This window comes from Atlantibacter hermannii, from assembly GCF_009907385.1.
Taxonomy (GTDB): domain Bacteria; phylum Pseudomonadota; class Gammaproteobacteria; order Enterobacterales; family Enterobacteriaceae; genus Atlantibacter; species Atlantibacter hermannii_A.
Map to the genome: position 1 here is coordinate 91,568 of NZ_JAAATR010000036.1, position 25,210 is coordinate 116,777.

At 55.7% G+C, this 25,210-nt stretch carries 24 protein-coding genes and 1 pseudogene; 21 read left to right on the forward strand and 4 right to left on the reverse strand.

Annotation, left to right across the window (positions count from 1 at the left end; all coding sequences use genetic code 11):
• The first annotated feature begins 184 nt into the window (after positions 1-184).
• From cysJ to GV764_RS11540, 4 genes and pseudogenes are all read left to right on the forward strand, one after another.
• The gene (cysJ, locus tag GV764_RS11525; protein ID WP_161660292.1) at positions 185-1,987 is read left to right on the forward strand and encodes an NADPH-dependent assimilatory sulfite reductase flavoprotein subunit; all 1,803 of its coding nucleotides are present in this window, start codon (positions 185-187) and stop codon (positions 1,985-1,987) included.
• A complete protein-coding gene (gene cysI / locus GV764_RS11530; RefSeq protein ID WP_161660293.1) occupies positions 1,987-3,699 on the forward strand; it encodes an assimilatory sulfite reductase (NADPH) hemoprotein subunit in 1,713 nt (570 codons plus the stop codon). The genes cysJ and cysI overlap by 1 nt, the downstream gene beginning before the upstream one ends.
• A 20-nt stretch (positions 3,700-3,719) precedes the next feature.
• A complete protein-coding gene (cysH, locus tag GV764_RS11535; protein ID WP_161660294.1) occupies positions 3,720-4,454 on the forward strand; it encodes a phosphoadenosine phosphosulfate reductase in 735 nt (244 codons plus the stop codon).
• A 259-nt stretch (positions 4,455-4,713) separates the two neighbouring features.
• Positions 4,714-4,863: pseudogene (locus tag GV764_RS11540) on the forward strand (Hok/Gef family protein); the annotation flags it as partial.
• Positions 4,864-4,927: 64 nt separating this feature from the next.
• On the opposite strand, the gene GV764_RS11545 reads toward GV764_RS11540, so the two are convergent.
• Complete coding sequence (locus tag GV764_RS11545; RefSeq protein WP_161660295.1) at positions 4,928-5,983, reverse strand: aminopeptidase; 1,056 nt, start codon at positions 5,981-5,983, stop codon at positions 4,928-4,930.
• A 242-nt stretch (positions 5,984-6,225) separates the two neighbouring features.
• Between GV764_RS11545 and cysG the strand changes: the two genes are divergently transcribed.
• From cysG to rpoS, 13 genes are all read left to right on the forward strand, one after another.
• Positions 6,226-7,641, forward strand: coding sequence for a siroheme synthase CysG (gene cysG, locus GV764_RS11550; RefSeq protein ID WP_161660319.1), 1,416 nt, complete (start codon positions 6,226-6,228; stop codon positions 7,639-7,641).
• A gap of 60 nt (positions 7,642-7,701) precedes the next feature.
• Positions 7,702-8,610 carry a sulfate adenylyltransferase subunit CysD gene (gene cysD, locus GV764_RS11555; protein WP_015963247.1) on the forward strand — a complete coding sequence of 303 codons (909 nt, stop codon included), beginning with the start codon at positions 7,702-7,704 and terminating at the stop codon, positions 8,608-8,610.
• 10 nt (positions 8,611-8,620) lie between these two features.
• On the forward strand, positions 8,621-10,048 hold the full coding sequence (cysN, locus tag GV764_RS11560) for a sulfate adenylyltransferase subunit CysN (RefSeq protein WP_161660296.1): 1,428 nt from the start codon (positions 8,621-8,623) through the stop codon (positions 10,046-10,048).
• The gene (gene cysC / locus GV764_RS11565; RefSeq protein WP_161660297.1) at positions 10,048-10,653 is read left to right on the forward strand and encodes an adenylyl-sulfate kinase; all 606 of its coding nucleotides are present in this window, start codon (positions 10,048-10,050) and stop codon (positions 10,651-10,653) included. Before cysN ends, cysC begins: the two co-directional genes overlap by 1 nt.
• A 50-nt stretch (positions 10,654-10,703) precedes the next feature.
• Complete coding sequence (locus GV764_RS11570; RefSeq protein WP_161660298.1) at positions 10,704-11,027, forward strand: DUF3561 family protein; 324 nt, start codon at positions 10,704-10,706, stop codon at positions 11,025-11,027.
• 176 nt (positions 11,028-11,203) lie between these two features.
• On the forward strand, positions 11,204-11,515 hold the full coding sequence (gene ftsB, locus GV764_RS11575; protein ID WP_161660299.1) for a cell division protein FtsB: 312 nt from the start codon (positions 11,204-11,206) through the stop codon (positions 11,513-11,515).
• A gap of 18 nt (positions 11,516-11,533) precedes the next feature.
• Positions 11,534-12,244: a 2-C-methyl-D-erythritol 4-phosphate cytidylyltransferase gene (gene ispD, locus GV764_RS11580; RefSeq protein WP_161660300.1), complete on the forward strand. Its 711-nt coding sequence runs from the start codon at positions 11,534-11,536 to the stop codon at positions 12,242-12,244.
• On the forward strand, positions 12,244-12,723 hold the full coding sequence (gene ispF / locus GV764_RS11585) for a 2-C-methyl-D-erythritol 2,4-cyclodiphosphate synthase (protein WP_161660301.1): 480 nt from the start codon (positions 12,244-12,246) through the stop codon (positions 12,721-12,723). Before ispD ends, ispF begins: the two co-directional genes overlap by 1 nt.
• Complete coding sequence (gene truD / locus GV764_RS11590) at positions 12,723-13,769, forward strand: tRNA pseudouridine(13) synthase TruD (RefSeq protein WP_476561218.1); 1,047 nt, start codon at positions 12,723-12,725, stop codon at positions 13,767-13,769. Before ispF ends, truD begins: the two co-directional genes overlap by 1 nt.
• Complete coding sequence (surE, locus tag GV764_RS11595) at positions 13,750-14,511, forward strand: 5'/3'-nucleotidase SurE (protein ID WP_161660302.1); 762 nt, start codon at positions 13,750-13,752, stop codon at positions 14,509-14,511. Before truD ends, surE begins: the two co-directional genes overlap by 20 nt.
• Complete coding sequence (locus GV764_RS11600; protein ID WP_125294887.1) at positions 14,505-15,131, forward strand: protein-L-isoaspartate(D-aspartate) O-methyltransferase; 627 nt, start codon at positions 14,505-14,507, stop codon at positions 15,129-15,131. The genes surE and GV764_RS11600 overlap by 7 nt, the downstream gene beginning before the upstream one ends.
• A 124-nt stretch (positions 15,132-15,255) precedes the next feature.
• Complete coding sequence (nlpD, locus tag GV764_RS11605) at positions 15,256-16,383, forward strand: murein hydrolase activator NlpD (RefSeq protein ID WP_161660303.1); 1,128 nt, start codon at positions 15,256-15,258, stop codon at positions 16,381-16,383.
• 117 nt (positions 16,384-16,500) lie between these two features.
• A complete protein-coding gene (gene rpoS / locus GV764_RS11610) occupies positions 16,501-17,493 on the forward strand; it encodes an RNA polymerase sigma factor RpoS (protein ID WP_002434658.1) in 993 nt (330 codons plus the stop codon).
• A 74-nt stretch (positions 17,494-17,567) separates the two neighbouring features.
• Here rpoS and GV764_RS11615 read toward each other — a convergent pair whose 3' ends face one another.
• Entirely contained in the window at positions 17,568-17,972 is a 405-nt protein-coding gene (locus GV764_RS11615) for a MarR family winged helix-turn-helix transcriptional regulator (RefSeq protein WP_161660304.1), read from the reverse strand.
• A gap of 165 nt (positions 17,973-18,137) precedes the next feature.
• Between GV764_RS11615 and GV764_RS11620 the strand changes: the two genes are divergently transcribed.
• The 3 genes from GV764_RS11620 to GV764_RS11630 are packed head-to-tail and all read left to right on the forward strand — an operon-like array spanning position 18,138 to position 20,404.
• The gene (locus GV764_RS11620) at positions 18,138-18,740 is read left to right on the forward strand and encodes a non-oxidative hydroxyarylic acid decarboxylases subunit B (protein WP_161660305.1); all 603 of its coding nucleotides are present in this window, start codon (positions 18,138-18,140) and stop codon (positions 18,738-18,740) included.
• Positions 18,730-20,154 (forward strand): non-oxidative hydroxyarylic acid decarboxylases subunit C, encoded by a 1,425-nt coding sequence (locus tag GV764_RS11625; protein ID WP_161660306.1) that lies wholly within the window; start codon positions 18,730-18,732, stop codon positions 20,152-20,154. The genes GV764_RS11620 and GV764_RS11625 overlap by 11 nt, the downstream gene beginning before the upstream one ends.
• A 13-nt stretch (positions 20,155-20,167) precedes the next feature.
• A complete protein-coding gene (locus GV764_RS11630; RefSeq protein ID WP_161660307.1) occupies positions 20,168-20,404 on the forward strand; it encodes a non-oxidative hydroxyarylic acid decarboxylases subunit D in 237 nt (78 codons plus the stop codon).
• A 44-nt stretch (positions 20,405-20,448) separates the two neighbouring features.
• Here the strand turns inward: GV764_RS11630 and mutS are convergent, their stop codons facing one another.
• Positions 20,449-23,016, reverse strand: a complete 2,568-nt coding sequence (gene mutS / locus GV764_RS11635) for a DNA mismatch repair protein MutS (protein WP_161660308.1) — start codon at positions 23,014-23,016, stop codon at positions 20,449-20,451.
• 271 nt (positions 23,017-23,287) lie between these two features.
• Positions 23,288-23,824, reverse strand: a complete 537-nt coding sequence (cueP, locus tag GV764_RS11640; protein WP_161660309.1) for a copper-binding periplasmic metallochaperone CueP — start codon at positions 23,822-23,824, stop codon at positions 23,288-23,290.
• A gap of 252 nt (positions 23,825-24,076) precedes the next feature.
• On the opposite strand from cueP, the gene mltB reads away from it, so the two are divergent.
• On the forward strand, positions 24,077-25,165 hold the full coding sequence (gene mltB / locus GV764_RS11645; RefSeq protein ID WP_161660310.1) for a lytic murein transglycosylase B: 1,089 nt from the start codon (positions 24,077-24,079) through the stop codon (positions 25,163-25,165).
• Positions 25,166-25,210 lie beyond the last annotated feature (45 nt).

Here is a 25,210-nt window from a genome sequence, read left to right on the forward strand (position 1 = left end):
AATCTTAAAAATCAAAGAATTAATTAATCTGTTTTAGCGCTAATACGTACCTGTAAAAGCGGTTAGTCATTTTGGTTATTTGATATTTCCAGCGCTTATTTAATAGATATCATGTCGCCCGGTAACCTTACATTCTGTTCTGTTTTTATAACGAAGACAGCTTTAATACTGGACATTACGACGCATGACGACTCAGGCCCCTCCGAACGCTTTGCTCCCGCTGAGCCCGGAACAACTGGCGCGCCTTCAGGCGGCCACTACGGACTTTTCCCCCACACAGCTGGCATGGGTTTCCGGCTATTTTTGGGGCGTGATTAATCAACAGGGCGCAGCGCCGGGCGCGGTTGTGCAGAGCGCGCCGGAAGCAGCGGCGATTACGCTGATCTCCGCGTCGCAAACCGGCAACGCGCGCCGCGTGGCAGAAGCGCTGCGCGACGATTTGCTGGCTGCCAGGCTGAACGTGACGCTGGTGAACGCGGGCGACTACAAATTCAAGCAAATCGCCCAGGAAAAATTGCTGATCGTCGTGACGTCCACCCAGGGCGAGGGTGAACCGCCGGAAGAAGCGGTCGCTTTGCACAAGTTCCTGTTCTCGAAAAAAGCGCCGAAGCTGGATAACACCGCGTTTGCCGTGTTTGGGCTGGGCGACAGTTCCTATGAGTTTTTCTGCCAGTCCGGTAAAGACTTTGACAGCAAGCTGGCAGAGCTGGGCGCAGAGCGCTTGCTCGATCGCGTGGATACCGACGTTGAATTCCAGCCCGCCGCGCAGGCGTGGCGCGAGCGCATCGTCGAGGTGTTGAAATCCCGCGCGCCTGCCGCGACGGGCGCTGTGCCGCAAACCGCGTCTGGCGCGGTAAATGATGTGACCAGCACGCCGTATACCAAAGAAGCGCCGCTGACCGCCAGCCTGGCGGTAAACCAGAAAATCACCGGGCGTGATTCTGAGAAAGACGTGCGTCATCTGGAGATCGATTTAGGCGATTCCGGGCTGCGCTACCAGCCAGGCGATGCGTTAGGCGTGTGGTATCAGAACGATCCGGCCCTGGTCGACGAACTGGTGGGCCTGCTGTGGCTGAAAGGGGACGAACCCGTTGAGATCGACGGTAAAACGCTGCCGCTGCGTGAAGCGCTGCAGTGGCATTTTGAGCTGACGGTTAACACCGCCAATATCGTTGAGAATTACGCCACACTGACCCGCGCCGAAACCCTACAGGATCTGATTGGCGATAAAAACAAATTGCAGCACTACGCTGGCATCACGCCGATTGTCGATATGGTGCGTTTCGCGCCGGCGCAACTGGATGCTGCGCAGCTGATTGGCCTGCTGCGCCCGCTGACGCCGCGCCTGTACTCTATCGCCTCTTCCCAGGCGGAAACGGAAAACGAAGTGCATATCACCGTCGGCGTGGTGCGTTACGACGTTGAAGGCCGCGCCCGCGCGGGGGGCGCATCCAGCTACCTGGCGGATCGCGTCGAAGAAGATGGCGAAGTGCGCGTGTTTATCGAACATAACGATAACTTCCGCTTGCCTGCTAATCCGGATACGCCGGTGATCATGATCGGTCCCGGTACTGGTATTGCGCCCTTCCGCGCTTTTATGCAGCAGCGTGCTGCCGAAGGGGCGAGCGGTAAAAACTGGTTGTTCTTCGGCAACCCGCATTTTACCGAAGACTTCCTGTACCAGGTGGAGTGGCAGAGCTACGTCAAAGAAGGCCTGCTGACCCGTATCGATCTGGCCTGGTCGCGGGATCAAAAACAAAAAATTTACGTACAAGACAAACTGCGCGAACAGGGCGCGGAACTGTGGCGCTGGATTAATGACGGTGCCCATATTTATGTCTGCGGCGACGCCAACCGAATGGCGAAAGACGTTGAGCAGACGTTACTGGACGTGATTGCCGAATTTGGTGGCATGGATACCGAAGCGGCGGATGAATATTTAAGTGAGCTGCGCGTTGAGCGCCGTTATCAGCGAGATGTCTACTAATGAGCGAAAAACACCCTGGCCCACTGGTGGTCGAAGGCAAACTGTCTGACGCCGAGCGCATGAAGGTAGAGAGCAACTACCTGCGCGGCACCATTGCCGAAGATTTAAACGACGGTCTGACCGGCGGTTTTAAAGGCGACAACTTTCTGCTGATCCGCTTTCACGGCATGTATCAGCAGGACGACCGCGATATTCGCGCCGAGCGCGCCGCGCAAAAACTGGAGCCGCGTCATGCGATGCTGCTGCGCTGCCGCCTGCCGGGCGGGATCATCACCACCAAACAGTGGCAGGCGATTGATAAGTTCGCCCACGACAACACTATTTACGGCAGTATCCGTCTGACCAACCGCCAGACTTTCCAGTTTCACGGCATTCTGAAGAAGAATGTTAAGCCGGTACATCAGATGCTGCACTCGGTAGGGCTGGACGCGCTGGCGACTGCCAACGACATGAACCGTAACGTGCTGTGTACCTCCAACCCGTACGAATCCGAGTTGCACGCCGAAGCGTATGAGTGGGCGAAGAAGATCTCCGAGCATCTGCTGCCGCGTACCCGCGCCTATGCGGAGATCTGGCTCGATCAGGAAAAAGTGGCGACCACCGACGAAGAACCGATCCTCGGCCAGACCTATCTGCCGCGTAAGTTCAAAACCACGGTAGTGATCCCGCCGCAGAACGATATCGATCTGCACGCCAACGACATGAACTTCGTAGCGATTGCCGAAAACGGCAAGCTGGTGGGCTTTAACCTGCTGGTGGGGGGCGGTTTGTCCATTGAGCACGGTAACAAAAAAACCTATGCGCGCACCGCGAGCGAGTTTGGTTATCTGCCGATTGAGCACACGCTGGCGGTGGCGGAAGCCGTTGTCACCACGCAGCGCGACTGGGGCAACCGCACCGATCGTAAGAATGCCAAAACCAAATACACCCTCGAACGCGTCGGCCTCGACACCTTTAAAGAGGAAGTGGAGCGTCGCGCGGGCATCAAATTCGAACCGATTCGCCCGTATGAATTTACCGGTCGCGGCGATCGCATCGGTTGGGTGAAGGGCATCGACAATAAATGGCACCTGACGCTGTTTATCGAGAATGGCCGTATCCTGGATTATCCTGGCCGCCCGCTGAAAACCGGCCTGCTGGAGATCTCGAAGATCCATAAAGGCGAATTCCGCATTACCGCCAACCAGAACCTGATTATCGCGGGCGTGCCGGAGAGCCAGAAAGCGAAGATCGAGAAGCTGGCGCGCAATCACGGGTTAATGGATGCGGTAACGCCGCAGCGTGAAAATTCCATGGCCTGCGTGTCGTTCCCAACCTGTCCGCTGGCAATGGCGGAAGCCGAGCGTTTCCTGCCGTCTTTCACGGATAAAGTCGAAGCGGTACTGGAAAAGCACGGCGTCGGCGACGAGCATATCGTGTTGCGGGTCACTGGCTGCCCGAACGGCTGTGGCCGCGCGATGCTCGCAGAGGTCGGTCTGGTCGGTAAAGCGCCGGGTCGTTATAACCTGCATCTGGGCGGTAACCGTATCGGTACGCGTATTCCGCGCATGTATAAAGAAAACATCACCGAGCCGGAAATTCTGGCGGCGCTGGACGAGCTGATTGGCCGCTGGTCAACAGAGCGTGAAGACGGCGAAGGGTTTGGCGATTTCACCGTGCGTACCGGCATCATCCGCCCGATCCTCGATCCGGCGCGTGATTTCTGGGAATAACTCCAACAGAAGAGGTGATTATGTCCATTCTGGATCTACAGACGTTAAATGAATTACCGAAAGTGGATCGGATTCTGGCGCTGGCGGAAACCAACGCTCAGCTTGAGAAGCTGAGCGCCGAAGAGCGTGTCGCCTGGTCGCTGGAAAACCTGCCGGGCGAGGCGGTGCTGTCATCCAGCTTTGGTATCCAGGCGGCGGTGAGCCTGCATTTAATTAGCCAACAGCGCCCGGATATTCCGGTGATCCTGACGGATACCGGCTATCTGTTTCCGGAAACCTATCAGTTTATCGATGAGCTGACCGACAAACTGAAGCTGAACCTGAAGGTGTATCGTGCGCAACAAAGCCCGGCCTGGCAGGAAGCGCGCTATGGCAAACTGTGGGAGCAGGGCGTTGAGGGCATTGAGAAATACAATGACATCAACAAAGTGGAGCCGATGAACCGGGCGTTAAGCGAACTGAACGCCAAAACCTGGTTTGCCGGCCTGCGCCGCGAGCAGTCCGGTAGCCGCGCGAACTTGCCGGTGCTGGCGATCAGCCGGGGCATCTTCAAAGTGCTGCCGATCATCGACTGGGATAACCGGACGGTGTACCAGTATCTGCAAAAACATGGGCTGAAATACCATCCGCTGTGGGATCAGGGCTATCTGTCGGTGGGGGATACACACACCACCCGAAAATGGGAACCGGGGATGGCGGAAGAAGAAACCCGCTTCTTCGGCCTGAAGCGTGAATGCGGCCTGCACGAAGGTTAATATTCGGAATCTGTTCAATGCCTCCGCCATCATGCCGGGGGCAATTTTTTATCTTGCGAACTGTCTTCCGTAACGGAGCGAGAAACGCAGACAAAGAGGGGATCGGGAATAGAATTGCGGCGGGTGCTTGAGGCTGTCTGGCTTTGAGCATTTGCAGGGTTCAGAGAGTTAAAAGCCCAGGCGATATTTCTATCAACCTGAGGCTAACAACCAAACCAGCAATTTGGATGGTAGTCTCTTCTTTATCTGGAGGCAAGACATGCTGTCAAAGTACGCCCTTGTGGCAATCATCGCGCTGTGTATCACGGCGCTGGGGTTTACGCTGATGGTGCGCGACTCGCTTTGCGAGCTGCGCATTAAAGAGCGTGGTATGGAATTCAGCGCTGTTCTCGCTTACGAACCGAAGAAGTCGCTGAAACGCGGGGGCGACCCCGCGTATCGAACTGTGACGGTTTGGCCTCACGCACCCATTTTTACGCTTTGCCTGCTTTCGCCAGTTCTTTCACCAGCGGCAGCATAATCCGCATTACATCGCGGCTGCGTTTTTCAATTCTTCCCGGCAGGGTGCGATCGAGATACTGCTGGTTATCCAGTTGGGCATTGTGCCAGCTGGTGCCTGCCGGAAACTGCGCGCTTTTCGCCCGTTGCTGATATCCGTCTTTCTGGCCTAGCGACCAGTTGGTCGCTTCCACGGATAACACCGGAATGCCGGCTTTATCAAAGACTTCCGCATCGTTGCAGCACCCAGTGCCTTTGGGATAATGGGCGTTCAGCCCAGGATTGGTGCCGGCGGCGATATGATTATTGCGCGCAATAGCCAGCGCCCGGTCGCGGGTCAGCTTACGCACTGCCGTTGGTGTGGATCGCCCGCTGTTAAAGTAGAGTTTGTCGCCGACTATCAGGTTATCGAGGTTAATCACCAGCAGGGTGTTTTTGCGCTCCTGGGCGCTCATCCGCTTGAGGATATTCTCTGCGCCCAGCTTGCCTTCTTCTTCGGCGCTGGTGGCGATAAAGCGAATGCCATACTGGGTCGGCGTGTCTTTCAATTTTTCAGCCAGCTCCAGCATTATCCCAAGCCCGGCTGCGTTATCGTCGATGCCCTGTAACGTCAGCCCGCCCAGATTGTTGTCAATGTCGGCATCGCTTTGCGGCGCATAGGTATCGAGGTGCGCCATAATAATGATCTGCTGCGGCAGTTTGCCTTCATGGGCGGCAATCACGCTCGATCCGGTGACGTTCTGCCAGTTGGTCAGCTTATTGGCGCGGGTGAAAACGTAGCGGGTATTAAACGTGCGGATGTCGCTGTGATATCCCCACTGTGCGAACTGCTGGCGTATATAGTCAGCAGAGAGCATTTCGGCGGGCGTGCCGGTCATGCGGCCAGGAAACAGAGTGGCGATATGACGAGCCTGCGCGCTTGCGGTTTCGCCGGGCGCGGAGGCCTGAGCAAACGCCGGAAAAAGAGCACCAACACTGAGCGCCAGACCGATTGCACAATCGATCATGCCACGGCGCAATGCGGGAAACATAGATAATCCTTAATCATCAAAAACGCGGAAAAATTTTTTTGCCTAGTATGAAACTGTGACGTGCATTACACAATTTCATTTGCGCTGAAACCCCCGAAAAATCACGCCTTAAGCACTTTTTTAACGATGCTTTGCCAGCGGCTTATTCCTTTGTGGAACTACTCATGCCAATTGGTAATTTCATTCGTTTTAAGGCGCCCCCTATAGTCGCTTCTGGATTCTGATGTTGAGTGAGCCAGCGAGTGGACTATCTTCCCCTGTTTGCAGATCTGAAAGCGCGCCCGGTATTAGTCGTCGGCGGCGGTGAAATCGCGGTGCGTAAAATTAGCCTACTGCGCCGGGCTGGCGCGGTGGTACGCGTAGTCGCCAAAAAACTGGCGACAGAACTGCAGCGTGACGTTGATGCCGGCCATGTCGAATGGCTGGCCGCTGAGTTTGACGAACAGCAACTGGACAGCGTTTTTCTGGTTATTGCCGCCACCAACAACCGCGAACTGAATCGCCGGGTGTTTGACGCGGCTAGCGCCCGTCACCGGCTGGTCAACGTGGTGGACGATCAGCCGCTGTGCTCGTTTATTTTCCCTTCGATTGTCGATCGCTCGCCGTTAGTGGTGGCGGTCTCTTCCGGTGGCAATGCGCCAGTGTTAGCGCGTTTGCTGCGTGAAAAACTGGAATCGCTGTTGCCACAAAGCCTCGGACGGATGGCCACGGTGGCAGGCAGTTTCCGCGAGCGGATTAAAGGCGCGTTATCCACCACCGACGCGCGGCGGCGCTTCTGGGAGCAGGCATTTCGCGGTCGCTTTGCCAGCCTGATGGCGGCGGGGAATGAGCCCGCAGCGATAAACACGCTGGAGGCCGCGCTGGAAAACTCCCAGGGGCAAACCGGGGAGATCATTCTGGTGGGGGCAGGGCCAGGCGATGCCGGGCTGTTGACGCTGCGCGGTCTGCAGGTCCTCCAGCAGGCGGATGTGGTGCTGTATGACCATCTGGTTAGCGACGAGGTACTCGAACTGGTGCGTCGCGATGCCGATCGCATTTGCGTGGGTAAACGCGCGGGAGAGCATGCCGTTCCTCAGCATGAAACCAATCAGATGCTGGTTGATTTAGCGCGTGAAGGCAAAACCGTCGTGCGTCTGAAAGGCGGCGACCCGTTTATTTTTGGCCGTGGCGGCGAAGAGTTGCAGGCGGCACAGCAGGCGGGCGTTGCGTTCCAGGTGGTGCCGGGGATCACCGCTGCCGCTGGCGCGACGGCTTACGCGGGCATTCCGCTGACTCATCGAGAACATGCCCAGAGCGTGACCTTTGTAACCGGCCACTATAAATCGGACAGCCAGCCGTTTGACTGGGCGCATCTGGCGCAGGGCCATCAAACCCTGGCGATCTATATGGGCACCATGAAGGCCGCGCACATCAGCGAACAACTTATACAACATGGCCGCGCTGCCGACACGCCAGTGGCGGTCATCAGCCGCGGCTCCCGGAAAGACCAGCAGGTACTGACCGGCACATTACAACAACTCGACGACCTGGCGAAACGCTCGCCAATGCCCGCTTTGCTGGTGATTGGCGAAGTGGTGGCGCTCAGTGAGCAACTCGCCTGGTTTCAACCGACCACTCAGGCAGAGGGCGATTCCTCTTCCGTAGTGACTTTGGCTTAGGTACTGGCGCGACAGGCCGTAATACAACGCCTGCGGTGTCAGGCCTTATAAGGAAAGGTTATGGATCAAAAACGACTCACTCACCTGCGACAACTGGAGGCGGAAAGCATCCATATCATTCGCGAAGTTGCCGCAGAATTCGCGAATCCGGTAATGATGTACTCCATCGGCAAAGACTCCAGCGTGATGCTGCACCTGGCGCGTAAAGCGTTTTATCCGGGCACGCTGCCGTTCCCGTTGCTGCATGTCGATACCGGCTGGAAATTCCGTGAGATGTACGAGTTCCGTGACCGTACCGCTAAAGCCTATGGCTGCGAACTGCTGGTACATAAAAATCCGGAAGGCGTGGCGATGGGTATTAATCCGTTTGTCCACGGCAGCGCTAAGCATACCGACATCATGAAAACCGAAGGCCTGAAGCAGGCGCTGAATAAATACGGTTTTGATGCGGCCTTTGGCGGCGCGCGCCGCGATGAAGAGAAATCCCGCGCCAAAGAGCGTATTTACTCGTTCCGCGACCGCTTCCACCGCTGGGACCCGAAAAACCAGCGGCCGGAGCTGTGGCACAACTACAACGGCCAGATTAATAAGGGCGAAAGCATCCGCGTCTTTCCGCTGTCAAACTGGACCGAACTGGATATCTGGCAGTACATCTATCTGGAAAATATTGAGATCGTGCCGCTTTACCTGGCCGCAGAGCGCCCGGTGCTGGAGCGCGACGGCATGCTGATGATGATTGATGATGACCGTATCGATCTTCAGCCTGGCGAAGTGATCAAAAAGCGCATGGTGCGCTTCCGTACCCTTGGCTGCTGGCCGCTGACCGGCGCCGTGGAATCCGACGCGCAAACCCTGCCGGAAATTATCGAAGAGATGCTGGTTTCCACTACCAGCGAACGGCAGGGCCGCGTGATTGACCGCGATCAGGCAGGCTCCATGGAGCTTAAAAAACGTCAGGGTTATTTCTAAGGAGCCGCTAATGAACACCACGATTGCCCAACAAATTGCTGACGAGGGTGGCGTAGAGGCTTACCTGCATGCCCAACAGCACAAAAGCCTGCTGCGCTTCCTGACCTGCGGCAGCGTTGATGACGGGAAAAGCACCCTGATTGGCCGCCTGCTGCACGATACCCGTCAGATTTACGAAGATCAGCTCTCTTCGCTGCATAACGACAGCAAACGCCATGGCACCCAGGGCGAGAAGCTGGATCTGGCGCTGCTGGTGGATGGCCTACAGGCCGAGCGCGAGCAGGGCATCACTATTGATGTGGCGTACCGCTATTTCTCCACCGAGAAGCGAAAATTTATTATCGCCGACACCCCTGGCCATGAGCAGTACACCCGCAACATGGCGACCGGCGCGTCCACCTGCGATCTGGCCATCCTGCTGATCGACGCCCGCAAAGGCGTGCTCGATCAGACCCGCCGCCACAGCTTTATCTCCACGCTGCTGGGGATTAAGCATCTGGTGGTCGCGGTTAACAAAATGGATCTGGTTGAGTTCAGCGAGCAGACTTTCGAGCAGATCAAACAGGATTATTTGACCTTCGCCGGGCAGTTGCCGGGCTCGCTGGATATCCGTTTTGTGCCGCTGTCGGCGCTGGAAGGCGATAACGTCGCCAGTCAGAGCACTAAAATGCCGTGGTACAGCGGCCCGACGCTGCTGGAAGTGCTGGAGACTATTGAAATCCGCAAAGATGTGGAGCAGCAGTCATTCCGTTTCCCGGTTCAGTACGTTAACCGTCCGAACCTCGATTTCCGCGGCTATGCCGGAACCGTAGCCTCTGGCGTGGTGAAAGTTGGACAGCGTATTAAAGTGCTGCCGTCTGGCGTGGAATCGACCGTGGCGCGTATTGTGACGTTCGACGGCGATCTGAAAGAGGCGGCGGCAGGTGAGGCTATTACCCTGGTCCTGAAAGACGAAATCGACATCAGCCGCGGCGATGTCTTGCTGGACGCCAGTGAAAGCCTGGCTACCGTGCAGGCCGCGAAAGTTGACGTGGTCTGGATGGCGGAACAGCCGCTCACGCCGGGTCAAAGTTATGACATTAAAGTCGCGGGTAAAAAGACTCGCGCCCGGGTCGACAACATTCAGTTTCAGGTGGATATCAACAACCTGACCCAGCGCGTGGTGGAAACCCTGCCGCTGAACGGGATCGGGTTAGTGGATCTTACGTTTGATGAGCCGCTGGTGTTGGATCCTTATCAGCATAATCCCGTCACTGGCGGCCTGATCTTTATCGATCGCATGTCTAACGTCACCGTGGGCGCAGGCATGGTGCTTGAACCGCAGGCAGATGTCTTCCAGGAACCTTCTGCCTACAGCGCCTTCGAGCTGGAGCTGAACGCGCTGGTGCGCCGCCACTTCCCGCACTGGGGCGCGCGCGATTTGCTGGGAGGCAAATAATGGCTGCCCATGATGATAATGTCGTCTGGCATTCGCATCTGGTGACCCGGCAGGCCCGTGAGCAGTTGCACGGGCACCGGGGCGTGGTGCTGTGGTTTACCGGGCTTTCGGGCTCGGGGAAATCCACTCTCGCGGGGGCGCTGGAGACAGCGCTGCACGAGCGCGGCGTCAGCACTTATTTACTGGATGGCGATAATGTGCGCCATGGCCTGTGCAGCGACCTGGGCTTTAGCGATGCCGATCGCAAAGAGAATATTCGCCGCGTGGGCGAAGTGGCTAACCTGATGGTGGATGCCGGGCTGGTGGTATTGACGGCGTTTATCTCTCCGCACCGGGCAGAACGCGCGATGGTGCGCGATAGGGTGGGGGAAGGGCGTTTCATTGAGGTGTTTGTTGATACCCCGCTGGACGTCTGCGAAGCGCGCGATCCCAAGGGATTATATAAGAAAGCGCGCGCCGGTGAGCTGCGTAATTTCACCGGCATCGATGCGGTGTACGAAGCGCCTGAACGCCCGGAAATCCATTTAGATGGTGAACAATTAGTAACAAATTTGATTGCGCAAATATTAGACCTGCTGCGGCGGGACGATATTATCAAATTCTGAGACAGCGCCGGGAAATCCTGTTCCCGGCAAGTCAGGTCACAGGATCGGGTATGCGCAATTCAACAAACATGATTATCTCGCAGGCATCCGTCCCGCCTGCTGCTGAAGAGACAACCTGGACATTCCCTGGGGCTATTCTTGGCTTTTTGGCGTGGCTGTTGGCGTTGGGTTTCCCTTTCCTGTTCTATGGCTCTAACACCCTGTTCTTTTTTCTCTACACCTGGCCTTTCTTTCTGGCGTTGATGCCCGTGGCTGTCGTTATCGGCATTGCGCTCCATTCCCTGCTTGATGGCCGCCTGATCGTAAGCTGCGTCATGACGATCGTCACCGTCGCTCTGATGTTTGGCGTGCTGTTTCTCTGGCTTATGAGCTAAGTTAAAGCATACTTCCAGGCGTAACGAGTAATGAATTGCGTTCCCGCTCCGCCGGTACAGGCGCATATTGCCCTTTTATGTGGTACATTTTGCCGCTGTTTTTTGGGAGTCGGATTGGGCCAGGTAGTGCCTGACAGAAAGTTGTGGGATGATGATGCCGTTTTTCAGGGGGCAGAATGGGTAAACTAACACTGCTATTGCTGGCATTAGTCGTCTGGCTACAGTATTCACTGTGGTTTGGTAAAAACGGCGTTCATGACTACACCCGCGTCAGCGATGACGTGGCGGCCCAGCAGGCAACTAACGCAAAACTCAAAGCGCGTAACGACCAGTTGTTCGCGGAAATCGACGATCTCAATGGCGGACAAGAGGCCATTGAAGAACGCGCGCGTAACGAATTGAGCATGACCAAACCCGGCGAAACCTTCTATCGTCTGGTGCCCGATGCGTCTAAGCAGGCGGCGGGGTCACGACAGAATAATCGATAACAGGCTCAGGTTATACACATGGCATCTTCCTGTGCGGACGTGATTGCCGTGGTGCCGGCTGCCGGGATTGGCAGCCGCATGCAATCAGACTGTCCCAAGCAATATCTCACCATTGGTGACCACACTCTTCTTGAACACGCGGTGGCAAGCTTACTGCGCCATCCTCGTGTGGGCCGCGTTATTGTGGCCGTCAGCCCCGCCGATAAGCAGTTTGATGCGCTGCCGCTGGCTCGCGATCCGCGCGTAACGCGCGTTGACGGCGGCCGTGAGCGGGCAGATTCGGTGCTGGCGGGGTTGAAAATGGCCGACGGCGCCGCGTGGGCGTTAGTGCATGACGCCGCGCGTCCCTGTTTGCATCCTGACGATCTGGACGCGCTACTGGCGATCACGGCGCACAGCCGCGTCGGCGGCATCCTGGCCGCGCCGGTGCGCGACACTATGAAGCGCGGCGAGCCGGGGAAAACGTTGATTGCCCATACCGTCGAACGCATCGACCTCTGGCACGCGCTCACCCCGCAACTCTTTCCGCTTGAATTACTGCGTGACTGCCTGGTCCGCGCCCTTAATGAAGGGGCGACGATCACCGACGAGGCATCAGCGCTGGAACACTGCGGCTACCATCCCGAACTGGTGGCCGGGCGAGGCGATAATATTAAAGTCACGCGTCCTGAAGACCTTGCCCTTGCGGCGTTTTATCTTACCCGTTTAACCCAGATGGAGAATGCATAATGCGAATCGGACATGGCTTCGATGTACACGCCTTTGGCGGCCCAGGCCCACTGATCGTCGGGGGAGTCCGTATCCCTTATGAAAAAGGCCTGCTGGCCCATTCAGATGGCGACGTGGCATTGCATGCTTTGACTGACGCGCTGTTAGGCGCGGCGGCGCTGGGTGATATCGGCAAACTGTTTCCGGATACCGACCCGGCGTTTAAAGGTGCTGACAGCCGTGAACTGCTGCGCGAAGCCTGGCGCCGGATTCAGGTAAAAGGCTACACCCTGGGTAACGTCGATGTGACTATCATCGCCCAGGCGCCGAAAATGCTGCCGCATATTCCGCAAATGCGCGTGTTTATCGCCGAGGATCTGGGTTGCCATATGGATGACGTTAACGTCAAAGCCACCACCACCGAGAAACTGGGCTTTACCGGGCGTGGCGAAGGTATCGCCTGCGAAGCGGTGGCGCTGTTGGTGAAGGTGAAAGTCTGATGGATTTTGAACAACTGACGTGGCTGCACGGCAAACCACAGGGTTCGGGCGTTCTGAAGGCCTCGCCGGAAGATTTCGTCGTTGTGGAAGATTTGGGCTTCGCGCCGGATGGCGAAGGTGAGCAGTTGCTGGTGCGCATCGTTAAAAAAGGCTGCAACACACGCTTTGTCGCAGACGCGCTGGCTAAGTTCCTTAAAGTGCCGGCTCGCGAAGTCAGCTTTGCAGGGCAAAAAGACAAACACGCCGTGACTGAACAGTGGCTTTGCGTGCGCTTACCTGGTAAAGAGAGGCCGGATTTAAGCGGCTTTGCGCTGGAAGGCTGCCAGGTGCTGGAGTATGCGCGCCATAAGCGCAAACTGCGCACCGGGGCATTAAAAGGCAATCACTTCACACTACTATTGCGCGACATTACCCGGCGCGATGAGCTGGAGACTCGCCTTCATGCAGTAAAAAACGACGGCGTGCCTAACTATTTTGGCCCGCAGCGTTTTGGTCGCGGCGGCAGCAATCTGATTCAGGCGCGGGTGTGGGCGCAAAATAATCAACCGTTGCGCGATCGCAATAAACGCAGTTTTGCATTGTCAGCAGCCCGCAGCGCGTTGTTTAATCAGCTGGTTAGTGAGCGTTTGAAAAAAACAGACTTTAATCAAGTTGTTGACGGCGATGCGCTACAATTAGCGGGGCGCGGAAGCTGGTTTGTGGCGACGCAGGAAGAACTGCCGACGCTCCAGTCGCGTGTCGATAATCATGAACTGTTAATTACGGCGGCGCTGCCGGGCAGCGGCGAGTGGGGAACCGTGCGTCAGGCGCTGGAAAATGAGCAACAGCGCATTGCCTCAGAGGCGGATTTACAGGCGTTATTAACGCGTGAGAAAGTAGAAGCCGCCCGGCGCGCGATGCTGATGTTTCCCCAGTCGATGAGCTGGGCCTGGGAGGGTGACGCGACCGTGGAAGTGCGTTTTTGGTTGCCTGCGGGGAGTTTTGCCACCAGTGTAGTAAGGGAATTGATAACAACGTCGGGTGATTATGCGGATATTGCTGAGTAACGATGATGGAATCCATGCGCCGGGGATCCAGACCCTGGCGAAAGCCTTACGCGAATTTGCCGAGGTGCAGGTTGTCGCACCCGATCGCAACCGCTCCGGCGCTTCAAACTCGCTGACGCTTGAGTCTTCTCTGCGCACCTTTGAATACCCTAATGGCGATATCGCCGTGCAAATGGGGACGCCTACCGACTGCGTCTACCTGGGCGTTAATGCGCTGATGCGCCCGCGCCCGGACGTGGTGGTGTCGGGCATCAATGCCGGGCCGAATCTCGGGGACGACGTTATTTACTCGGGTACGGTGGCGGCAGCGATGGAAGGGCGTCACCTCGGTTTCCCTGCGCTGGCGGTATCGCTTAACGGCTTCGAACATTACGAAACCGCTGCTGCGGTAACCTGTAGCATCCTGCGGGCCCTTGAGCGCGAGCCGCTGCGTACTGGCCGCATTCTGAACATCAATGTGCCGGACTTACCGTTGTCAGAAATTAAAGGCATCCGCGTGACGCGCTGCGGCAGCCGTCATCCGGCGGATAAAGTGATCCCTCAGCAGGATCCGCGCGGCAATACGCTGTACTGGATTGGGCCGCCCGGCGAAAAGCACGATGCCGGACCGGAAACCGATTTTGCCGCCGTTGATGAAGGTTATGTATCAGTCACGCCTCTTCACGTTGACCTGACGGCCTATAGCGCGCAGGAGGTTGTCTCCACCTGGCTCGATCGTGCGGGAGTGGATGGGCAATGGTGAGTAATCGCGTACAAACGCTTTTAAAACAGTTGCGTGCGCAAGGGATCAGCGACGAGCGCGTGCTTGAGGCATTAGCTCAGGTTCCGCGCGATAAGTTCGTCGACGAGGCGTTTGAACACAAAGCGTGGGATAACGTCGCACTACCGATCGGTCAGGGACAAACCATTTCGCAACCTTATATGGTTGCCAGGATGACGGAGCTTCTGGAGCTTACACCGGAGTCTCGGGTGCTTGAAATCGGTACCGGCTCAGGTTATCAAACCGCCATTCTGGCGCATTTGGTTCATCATGTTTGCTCGGTTGAGCGCATCAAAGGGCTTCAATGGCACGCCAGGCGCCGTCTCAAACAGCTTGATTTGCACAACGTTTCAACCCGTCACGGCGATGGCTGGCAGGGCTGGAAAGCACGTGCGCCATTTGACGCTATTATTGTCACAGCCGCACCACCGGAAATCCCTGCTGCCTTAATGGCGCAGCTGGATGACGGCGGCATTCTTGTTTTGCCCGTGGGCGATGAACATCAGCTGTTAAAGCGGGTTCGTCGGCGGGGCGACGAGTTTATTATCGACACCGTGGAAGCCGTTCGCTTCGTACCTTTAGTTCGTGGAGAACTGGCATAACCAGGAGTTTTTCCTGTTTCCTTATCGGCTTATCAGCGTATGGTGAGGCAAATTTTCATTTTGCTGATAGCCTGACACGGCTGTCTTCATTTTAAGCAGTAAAGATTATCATTTTGGGGGAACAATGAGCGCGGGAAGCCATAAATTTACAGCACGCCAGGTGGCGACACTTTCTCTGATTTCACTCCTGGTCGCTGGGTGTTCATCCAATAACCATTCACAAGCGCCGATCAGTTCAGTCAACGGCGGCAGCAGCGGCGGTAATACCAGTAGCGGAATGTTGATTACCCCGCCGCCAAAAATGAATACTCAACCATCGGCTCCAGCACCGCAAATCCAACCGGTACAACCACCTGTTACCCAACCCGCGCAGGTACAGGCTATTCCCAGTGAGCCTGTTCGTACAGAAAATGGTCGAATTGTCTACGATCGTAAATATGGGAACATTCCGAAGGGCAGCTATACGGGGGGGAGCACCTATACCGTTAAGCGTGGTGATACACTTTTCTACATTGCCTGGATAACAGGTAATGATTTCCGTGATTTAGCGCAGCGAAACAACGTCCAGGCACCTTACAGTTTGAACGTCGGACAGACGCTGCAAGTTGGAAACGCATCGGGAACACCTATCACTGGCGGTAATGCAATTACCCAGGCCGATGCTACTGCGCAGGGGATCGTTACACCACCTGCACAAAATTCCACCACGGTAGTTGCGTCGAAACCAACAATTACGTATTCTGAGTCCTCAGGTGAACAAAGTGCTAACAAAATGTTGCCGAACAATCCGGGTACTGGGACTGTTGTCACAGCACCGGTAACGGCACCTGTGGTTAGCTCTACTGAACCGACTGTCAGCAGTACCACAACCAGTTCGCCGATTTCTACATGGCGCTGGCCGACTGATGGCAAGGTTATCGAGAACTTCTCCGCTAACGAAGGCGGTAACAAAGGGATCGATATCGCAGGCAGTAAAGGACAGGCTATCATCGCCACAGCGGACGGGCGGGTAGTTTATGCCGGTAATGCACTGCGCGGTTACGGTAATCTAATCATCATAAAACACAACGATGATTACCTGAGTGCCTACGCCCATAACGACACAATGCTGGTCCGGGAACAACAAGAAGTTAAGGCAGGGCAGAAAATAGCTACCATGGGTAGCACCGGAACCAGTTCTACACGCTTGCATTTTGAAATTCGTTACAAGGGGAAATCCGTAAACCCGCTGCGTTATTTACCGCAGCGATAATTTGGTAAAGCGGTTTGCCACTCTGCTTTAAAGGGCGCAACGGCTCTCATAGCCACTGCGGTCAGTAAAATCAGAGTCAGGCGCTTTGCTTAGGGATCACGGGTAGGAGCCACCTTTATGAGTCAGAATACGCTGAAAGTTCATGATTTAAATGAAGACGCGGAATTTGATGAGAACGGAGTAGAGGCTTTTGACGAAAAAGCCTTAATAGAAGAGGAACCCAGTGATAACGACTTAGCTGAAGAAGAGCTGTTGTCGCAGGGTTCAACACAGCGTGTGCTGGACGCGACTCAACTGTATCTGGGGGAGATTGGTTATTCCCCGCTGTTAACAGCAGAAGAAGAAGTCTATTTCGCGCGCCGCGCTCTGCGTGGTGATGTCGCCTCCCGCCGTCGCATGATCGAGAGTAACCTGCGTCTGGTGGTAAAAATTGCTCGTCGCTACAGCAATCGTGGTCTGGCTCTGCTGGATCTGATTGAAGAGGGCAACCTGGGGCTGATTCGCGCTGTCGAGAAATTTGACCCTGAACGTGGGTTCCGCTTCTCAACCTATGCAACATGGTGGATTCGTCAAACGATTGAACGGGCAATTATGAATCAAACCCGTACCATCCGTCTGCCGATTCACATTGTTAAAGAGTTGAACGTTTATCTGCGTACTGCGCGTGAGCTTTCTCACAAGCTGGACCACGAGCCCAGCGCGGAGGAGATTGCCGAGCAGCTGGATAAACCGGTTGATGACGTAAGCCGTATGCTGCGTCTCAACGAGCGCATTACCTCTGTTGATACCCCGCTGGGTGGTGACTCAGAGAAAGCGCTGCTGGACATCCTGGCCGATGAAAAAGACAACGGTCCGGAAGACACCACGCAAGACGATGACATGAAACAAAGTATCGTCAAATGGCTGTTCGAACTGAATGCCAAACAGCGTGAAGTGTTGGCGCGTCGTTTCGGCCTGTTGGGCTATGAAGCGGCAACGCTTGAGGACGTGGGTCGTGAAATCGGCCTGACTCGCGAGCGTGTACGTCAGATTCAGGTTGAAGGTTTGCGCCGTCTGCGTGAAATTCTTCAAACTCAGGGTCTGAATATCGAAGCGCTGTTCCGCGAATAAGTTTTATGCTGTTCAGAAAGGCCAGTCTCAGGACTGGCCTTTTTCATTTTTGGCGTTGGGATTTGTTTTACGCGTTAGTCCATCATCTTGCGGATCAGTTCGCCCAGCTGTTTCCGTTCCTGCATGCTTAGTTTCCCCAGAAATGCGTCATCCACACCCGCGCCGACGGACAAACAGTTATTAAGCAGCGCATTACCCTCAGCGGTGAGAAAGACGAACCGGCGTCGCTTGTCCTGCGGATCGGGCTCCCGGCGTACCAGACCGCGTATTTCCATTCGGTTGAGCATCTCGGCGAGCGTCGCTTTCGTGCTGACGGCGACGTCGGTCAGCGCCACTTGTTCTATACCTGGATGTTCGGCGATGGCGCGCATCACCGCATACTGGGGTTTCGTCAGTTCCGGCATGGCTTGCTGCCAGCGCGACGTATGTTGTTGGAAAAGCTGGCGCAACAGGTGAAACGCCTCGTTTCTCAGCTCCATGAAAGCTCCCTATAAAATGTCTTCTCTATCATAGCCGTTAACTGACGCATTTTTAATGCACGCCTCGTTGACGAAAAATGCGCTGGCTATTGTCCACACTTGCGTTGCCATGGGGTCTGGCGTAATGTCCACATTGTTCGTATGCGAACGATATGGCGAGGCGTAATGAGATTGATTGTTGGAATGACCGGTGCCACAGGCGCTCCGTTGGGCGTTGCCCTGTTAAAAGCACTGCACGATATGCCCGAAATTGAAACGCATCTGGTGATGTCGAAATGGGCAAAAACCACCATTGAGCTGGAAACGTCGTATACCGCGCGAGAGGTGGCAGCGCTGGCGGATGTTACTCATCATTCAGCGGACCAGGGAGCGATCATTTCGTCGGGTTCCTTTCGCACCGACGGCATGATTGTCATTCCGTGCAGTATGAAAACGCTGGCAGGCATTCGCGCCGGCTATGCCGATGGTCTGGTTGGACGTGCCGCCGACGTGGTGCTGAAAGAAGGGCGCAAGCTGGTGCTGGTACCGCGCGAAACGCCGCTCAGCACCCTTCATCTGGAAAACATGCTGGCGCTTTCCCGCATGGGCGTGGTCATGGTGCCGCCCATGCCCGCTTACTACAACCATCCGCAATCTGTCGATGACATCACGCAGCATATCGTTACGCGCGTCCTCGATCAGTTTGGTCTTGAGCATCACAAAGCGCGTCGTTGGGAAGGATTACAGGCGGCAGAGAATTGTTCACAGGAGAAAGAATATGGCTTTTGATGATTTACGCAGTTTTTTACAGGCGCTTGATGAACAGGGGCAGCTGCTGAGAATTAGCGAAGAGGTCAACGCTGAACCCGATTTAGCAGCGGCAGCCAACGCGACAGGCCGCATCGGCGATGGCGCTCCCGCGCTGTGGTTCGATAATATCCGCGGCTTCACGGATGCCCGTGTGGCGATGAATACCATTGGCTCCTGGCAGAACCACGCCATTTCTTTAGGATTACCGGCGAATACCCCGGTCAAAAAACAGATCGACGAATTCATTCGTCGCTGGGATAACTTCCCGGTTGCGCCAGAGCGCCGCGAAAACCCCGCCTGGGCAGAAAATTGCGTGGATGGCGATGCGATTAATTTGTTTGATATTTTGCCGCTGTTTCGCCTCAACGATGGCGACGGTGGATTTTATCTGGATAAAGCCTGCGTGGTATCCCGCGATCCCCTCGATCCCACCCATTTCGGCAAGCAGAACGTGGGTATTTACCGCATGGAAGTGAAGGGCAAGCGCAAGCTGGGCCTGCAACCGGTGCCGATGCACGATATCGCGTTACATCTGCATAAAGCGGAAGAACGCGGCGAGGATCTGCCTGTCGCCATTACGCTCGGCAACGATCCCATCATTACCCTCATGGGCGCCACGCCTCTGAAATACGATCAGTCGGAATATGAAATGGCGGGCGCGCTACGCGAAAGCCCATACCCGATCGCGACCGCGCCGCTCACCGGCTTTGACGTGCCCTGGGGCTCGGAAGTGATACTGGAAGGGGTGATCGAAAGCCGTAAGCGTGAAATCGAAGGGCCATTTGGCGAATTTACCGGCCACTACTCCGGCGGCCGCAATATGACCGTAGTGCGTATCGATAAGGTCTCTTACCGCACTAAACCAATATTTGAATCACTGTATCTGGGGATGCCCTGGACTGAAATTGATTATCTGATGGGGCCAGCCACGTGCGTCCCCCTTTACCAGCAACTGAAAGCCGAATTCCCGGAAGTGCAGGCGGTCAACGCGATGTATACCCACGGCCTTCTGGCGATTATCTCGACCAAAAAACGCTACGGCGGCTTCGCCCGTGCAGTCGGTCTGCGCGCCATGACCACGCCGCACGGCCTGGGCTATGTAAAGATGGTCATTATGGTTGATGAAGACGTTGACCCATTCAATCTGCCGCAGGTGATGTGGGCGCTGTCGTCGAAGGTGAATCCGGCTGGCGATCTGGTGCAGTTACCGAATATGTCGGTACTGGAGCTTGATCCCGGCTCAAGCCCGGCGGGTATCACCGACAAGCTGATTATCGACGCCACGACCCCGGTCGCGCCCGATAATCGCGGCCATTACAGCCAGCCGGTTCAGGATCTGCCGGAAACTAAAGCCTGGGCCGAAAAACTGACCGCGATGCTGGCTGCACGCTAATAAGGAGAAGCAAATGATTTGTCCACGTTGTGCCGATGAGCACATTGAAATGATGGCGAAATCCCCGGTGCCGGGCGTCTGGACGGTATTCCAGTGCCAACATTGCCTTTATACCTGGCGCGATACCGAGCCCCTACGCCGCACCAGCCGCGAGCATTATCCCGAGGCGTTTCGTATGACGCAAAAAGACATCGATGATGCGCCGCAGGTACCGACCGTTCCGCCGCTGCTGGCGAAAAATCAGCGTTAATAACGGCTCCCGGCTCGGATTAACGAGCCGGGAGCCGATGTTTACTAGACCAGATTTTTCAGACGATAGATCCACTCCAGCGCCTGACGGGGCGACAACGAGTCGGGGTCGAGGGCTTCCAGCGCCTCTACTGCGGGACTGGTTTCTTCTGCTGCAGTCAGCAGCGACATCTGCGTACCGTCGATCTGCGTGGCGGATGCGTTACCTGACAGGTTTTCCAGTTCGCGCAACTTCTGACGGGCGCGTTTAATCACCTCTTTCGGCACACCCGCCAGCGCCGCTACCGCCAGGCCATAGCTCTTACTGGCGGCGCCTTCCTGCACCGAATGCATAAACGCGATGGTGTCGCCATGCTCAATGGCGTCAAGATGCACGTTAGCAACACCCTCCATTTTTTCAGGCAGCGTGGTGAGCTCAAAATAGTGCGTCGCAAACAGGGTAAACGCCTTGATCCGGTTCGCCAGGTTTTCCGCGCAGGCCCACGCCAGAGACAGGCCGTCGTAAGTGGATGTACCGCGACCAATCTCATCCATCAGCACCAGGCTGTATTCGGTAGCGTTGTGCAGAATGTTGGCGGTTTCGGTCATTTCAACCATGAATGTTGAACGGCCAGACGCCAGGTCGTCCGCTGCGCCAACGCGGGTAAAAATACGGTCGATGGGGCCGATCTCCGCCTGAGTGGCGGGCACATAGCTGCCGATACAGGCCATCAGCACGATCAGCGCGGTCTGGCGCATATAGGTGCTTTTTCCGCCCATGTTAGGGCCGGTAATTATCAGCATCTTGCGCTGGGCAGACAGCGCAAGCGGGTTGGCGATAAAGGGTTCGTTAAGCACCCGTTCCACAACGGGATGACGCCCTTCGACGATATTGATGCCGGGCTTGTCGCTGAGGGTTGGGCAGCAATAATTCAGGGTTAACGCGCGTTCAGCCAGGTTAACCAGGACGTCCAGCTCCGCTAACGCACTGGCGCTTTGCTGCAATTCAGCCAGGTGCGGCAGCAGTATATCGAATAACTGGTCATAGAGCTGTTTTTCCAGCGACAACGCTTTCCCTTTGGAGGTAAGGACTTTGTCTTCGTACTCTTTTAACTCAGGAATGATGTAGCGCTCGGCGTTTTTCAGCGTTTGACGGCGCACGTAATTCATCGGCACCAGATGGCTTTGCCCGCGGCTAACCTGAATGTAATAACCGTGCACCGCGTTAAAACCGACCTTTAGCGTATCCAGCCCAAGTTTTTCGCGCTCGCGGATTTCAAGGCGGTCAAGGTAATCCGTTGCGCCGTCCGCCAGCGCGCGCCACTCGTCCAGCTCTTCGTGATAGCCGGGTGCGATCACTCCGCCGTCGCGGATCAGCACCGGCGGAGAATCAATGATGGCGCGCTCCAGCAGCGAACGCAGCTCGCTGAATTCGCCCATGTTTTGGCGCAGGGTTTGCACATACTCACTGTCGATGTCGCCCAGCAGTTCGTTCAGTAACGGTAATTGCTGGAAGGCATGGCGCATACGCGCTAAGTCGCGGGGCCGCGCGGTGCGCAACGCCAGGCGCGCCAGAATACGTTCAAGATCGCCCACCTGGCGCAGCACAGGCTGAAGTTCACTGGTGCGATCCATCAGCGCGGCAATGGTTTGCTGACGCGAGCGTAATGTTTCGTGATTGCGCACCGGCATATGCAGCCAGCGTTTCAGCATACGGCTACCCATCGGCGTGACGGTGCCATCCAGCACGGAAGCCACGGTATTTTCAACGCCGCCGCTCAAATTCAGGGTGATTTCCAGATTACGACGCGTGGCGGCATCCATGATGATGCTGTCCTGCTGGCGCTCCATGGTAATGGAGCGAATATGAGGCAGGGCGGTACGCTGAGTATCTTTTACGTACTGGAGCAGGCAACCAGCGGCGCACAGCCCGTGCGGCGCGTTTTCCACGCCAAAGCCTGTCAGGTCCCGGGTGCCGAACTGCATATTTAACTGCTGGCGCGCGGTATCGATTTCGAATTCCCAGAGCGGACGGCGGCGTAAACCACGACGGCCTTCAATCAGCGACATTTCGGCAAAATCTTCGGCGTACAGCAATTCCGCCGGATTGGTACGCTGAAGTTCTGCAGCCATGGTTTCCCGATCCTGCGGTTCGCTCAGACGGAACCGGCCAGAACTGATGTCCAGCGTGGCATAGCCAAATCCTTTACTGTCCTGCCAGAGTGCAGCGAGCAGGTTATCCTGGCGCTCCTGCAACAGCGCTTCGTCGCTGATGGTGCCAGGCGTCACGATGCGGACTACTTTGCGTTCAACCGGTCCTTTAGTGGTGGCGGGATCGCCGATTTGTTCGCAGATCGCCACCGATTCGCCAAGATTGACCAGCTTCGCCAGATAGTTTTCTACCGCATGATGGGGGACGCCCGCCATTGGGATGGGCTCGCCTGCCGATGCGCCGCGTTTGGTCAGCGAAATATCCAGCAACTGCGACGCGCGTTTCGCATCATCGTAAAACAGCTCATAGAAATCGCCCATTCGGTAGAAAAGCAGGATTTCCGGATGCTGTGATTTGAGACGCAGGTACTGCTGCATCATTGGCGTGTGGTCGGTAAAGTCCTTGTCAGTAGACTCAATCATCTGATTTAGCTCGTTTTAAATCGCACAGCGGGGAAAATGAAGTGTGCACATCTTAACACTCTTTTTTAGTGTGATTCACCCGGGGCGGCGGGTGACTTACGACGCCACGTTACCAGAAGCCCGGCAAAGGTTGTAAACGCATTTGTTGAGAAAAAAGCATTCTTGCGAGGTAACGTCAGAAAGCATGACGAGCATGAAAGGCGTTTGTAGCTGGGTTACGCGCTAACCCGGAAAGATGATGCGGCGGGGCGCATCATCTCTTGAGACTGGATTATAGCTTCACCGTGGTCAGGCAGGTCTGGCTATCGCTGTTGGTGCTGATGGGCGATGAGGCGGTTTTCCCCTGATAGCTGACTTCCAGCGTCCCTTGCATATCACGGGGCAGCCACAGGCCAACAAAACCGTTCTGATAGCTCTTCACGTTTTTTTTCAGCACCACGTTGCCTTTGAGGTCGGTGACTTTGACATCAAACGTGGTGTTAGGCATTTCGCCCTGGCAACCCGACAAACTGTGGTTAAAGCATGGGTGCGTCTGGTGCTCGTAAGGTGCGACGGAGAGGTAGAATTTATCCGCTAACGGGAACGCGAAAGCCTGTTTACCATCGGACAACGTTAATTCGCTGCTGGTGATGGAGGCACTAAAAGGCAACGGACGCGCTTGCGGATTCTGGTCGATAGCTTCCACGATTTGCCGGGTGTTTTTACCCGTCAGCCCATATTGAGCTAAAAAGTCAGTTTGCGATGTTGCCGCCAGGGCGGAACCGGAAATAGCAATGCCGAGTAAAGAAAGCAGTAGTGTGCGACGCATGATAATTTCCTTTGGGAATAATTTGTCATCAGACTCTAAACCTTCCCCTAAGGGGAGAGTCAAAAGCGCGCCACCCAAAGTTGTGTAAGGTTTTGTATGGGCTCAAATTTATTTGATTTTAGTCAATTTTTTACCCGGGAAATCCGCCGCTTTGATTCCGATAATTTCCCATACTGGCTTACCGCGCTTCGCCTCCTGCGCTGAATGTTCTACCATGATATTCACTCGTTTGATTTGCTTTATGGACAACTCATGATTAAGCGTCGTTATGCTGCTCTTTTACCTCTGCTGGTACTGCTTTCCGCATGCAGCAGTAAACCTAAAACCACCCCGGAAACTGCCGCCCCTCAGACTGCGGGTACCCCGCAAGGCAGATTTTTACTTCAGCCGCAGCATGATGTTTATCTTTCCAGCGGTGATTTCGCCAATAATCCCAACGCTGAAAAATTTATCGACATGATGGTCAGCAAGCACGGTTTTAACCGTCAACAGCTTCATGACGTGCTTTCTCAGGCCAAACGGCTGGACTATGTGCTGCGCCTGATGGACAGGCAAGCGCCGACGACGCTGCCGCCAACCGGGCCTAACGGGGCCTGGCTGCGTTATCGGGATAAATTCATTACCCCGGATAACGTCCAGAACGGCGTTGTTTTCTGGAATCAGTATCAGGACGCGCTAAATCGCGCCTTTATGGTGTACGGCGTGCCGCCGGAAATTATTGTCGGCATTATTGGTGTAGAAACTCGCTGGGGACGCGTCATGGGCAAAACCCGCATACTGGATGCGCTGGCGACGCTCTCGTTCGCCTACCCGCGTCGTGCCGAGTATTTCTCCAGCGAACTGGAAACCTTTTTGCTGATGTCGCGTGACGAAGGCGACGACCCGCTGGAACTGAAAGGATCGTTTGCCGGCGCGATGGGCTACGGGCAGTTCATGCCGTCCTCGTATAAAGAGTATGCTGTTGATTTTAATGGTGACGGCCATATCAATCTCTGGGACCCGGTGGACGCCATTGGCAGCGTGGCGAACTACTTCAAAGCGCACGGTTGGGAGAAAGGCGAGCCGGTTGCCGTGCAGGCCAACGGGGAAGCACCCGGTTTAGAGAACGGCTTTAAAACGAAATACTCACCGGCGCAACTGGCGGCGGCGGGCTTAACGCCGCAACAGCCGCTGGGTAATCATTCTCAGGTCAGTTTGCTGCGCCTGGATATCGGGACGCGCTATCAGTACTGGTACGGTTTGCCTAACTTTTACACCATTACTCGCTATAACCACAGCACGCACTATGCCATGGCGGTATGGCAACTCGGCCAGGCGGTGGCGATGGCACGTGTCCAGTAACGAGATTCTGGAATCGTTCTCGTAAAGATAAAATGTAATCACTGA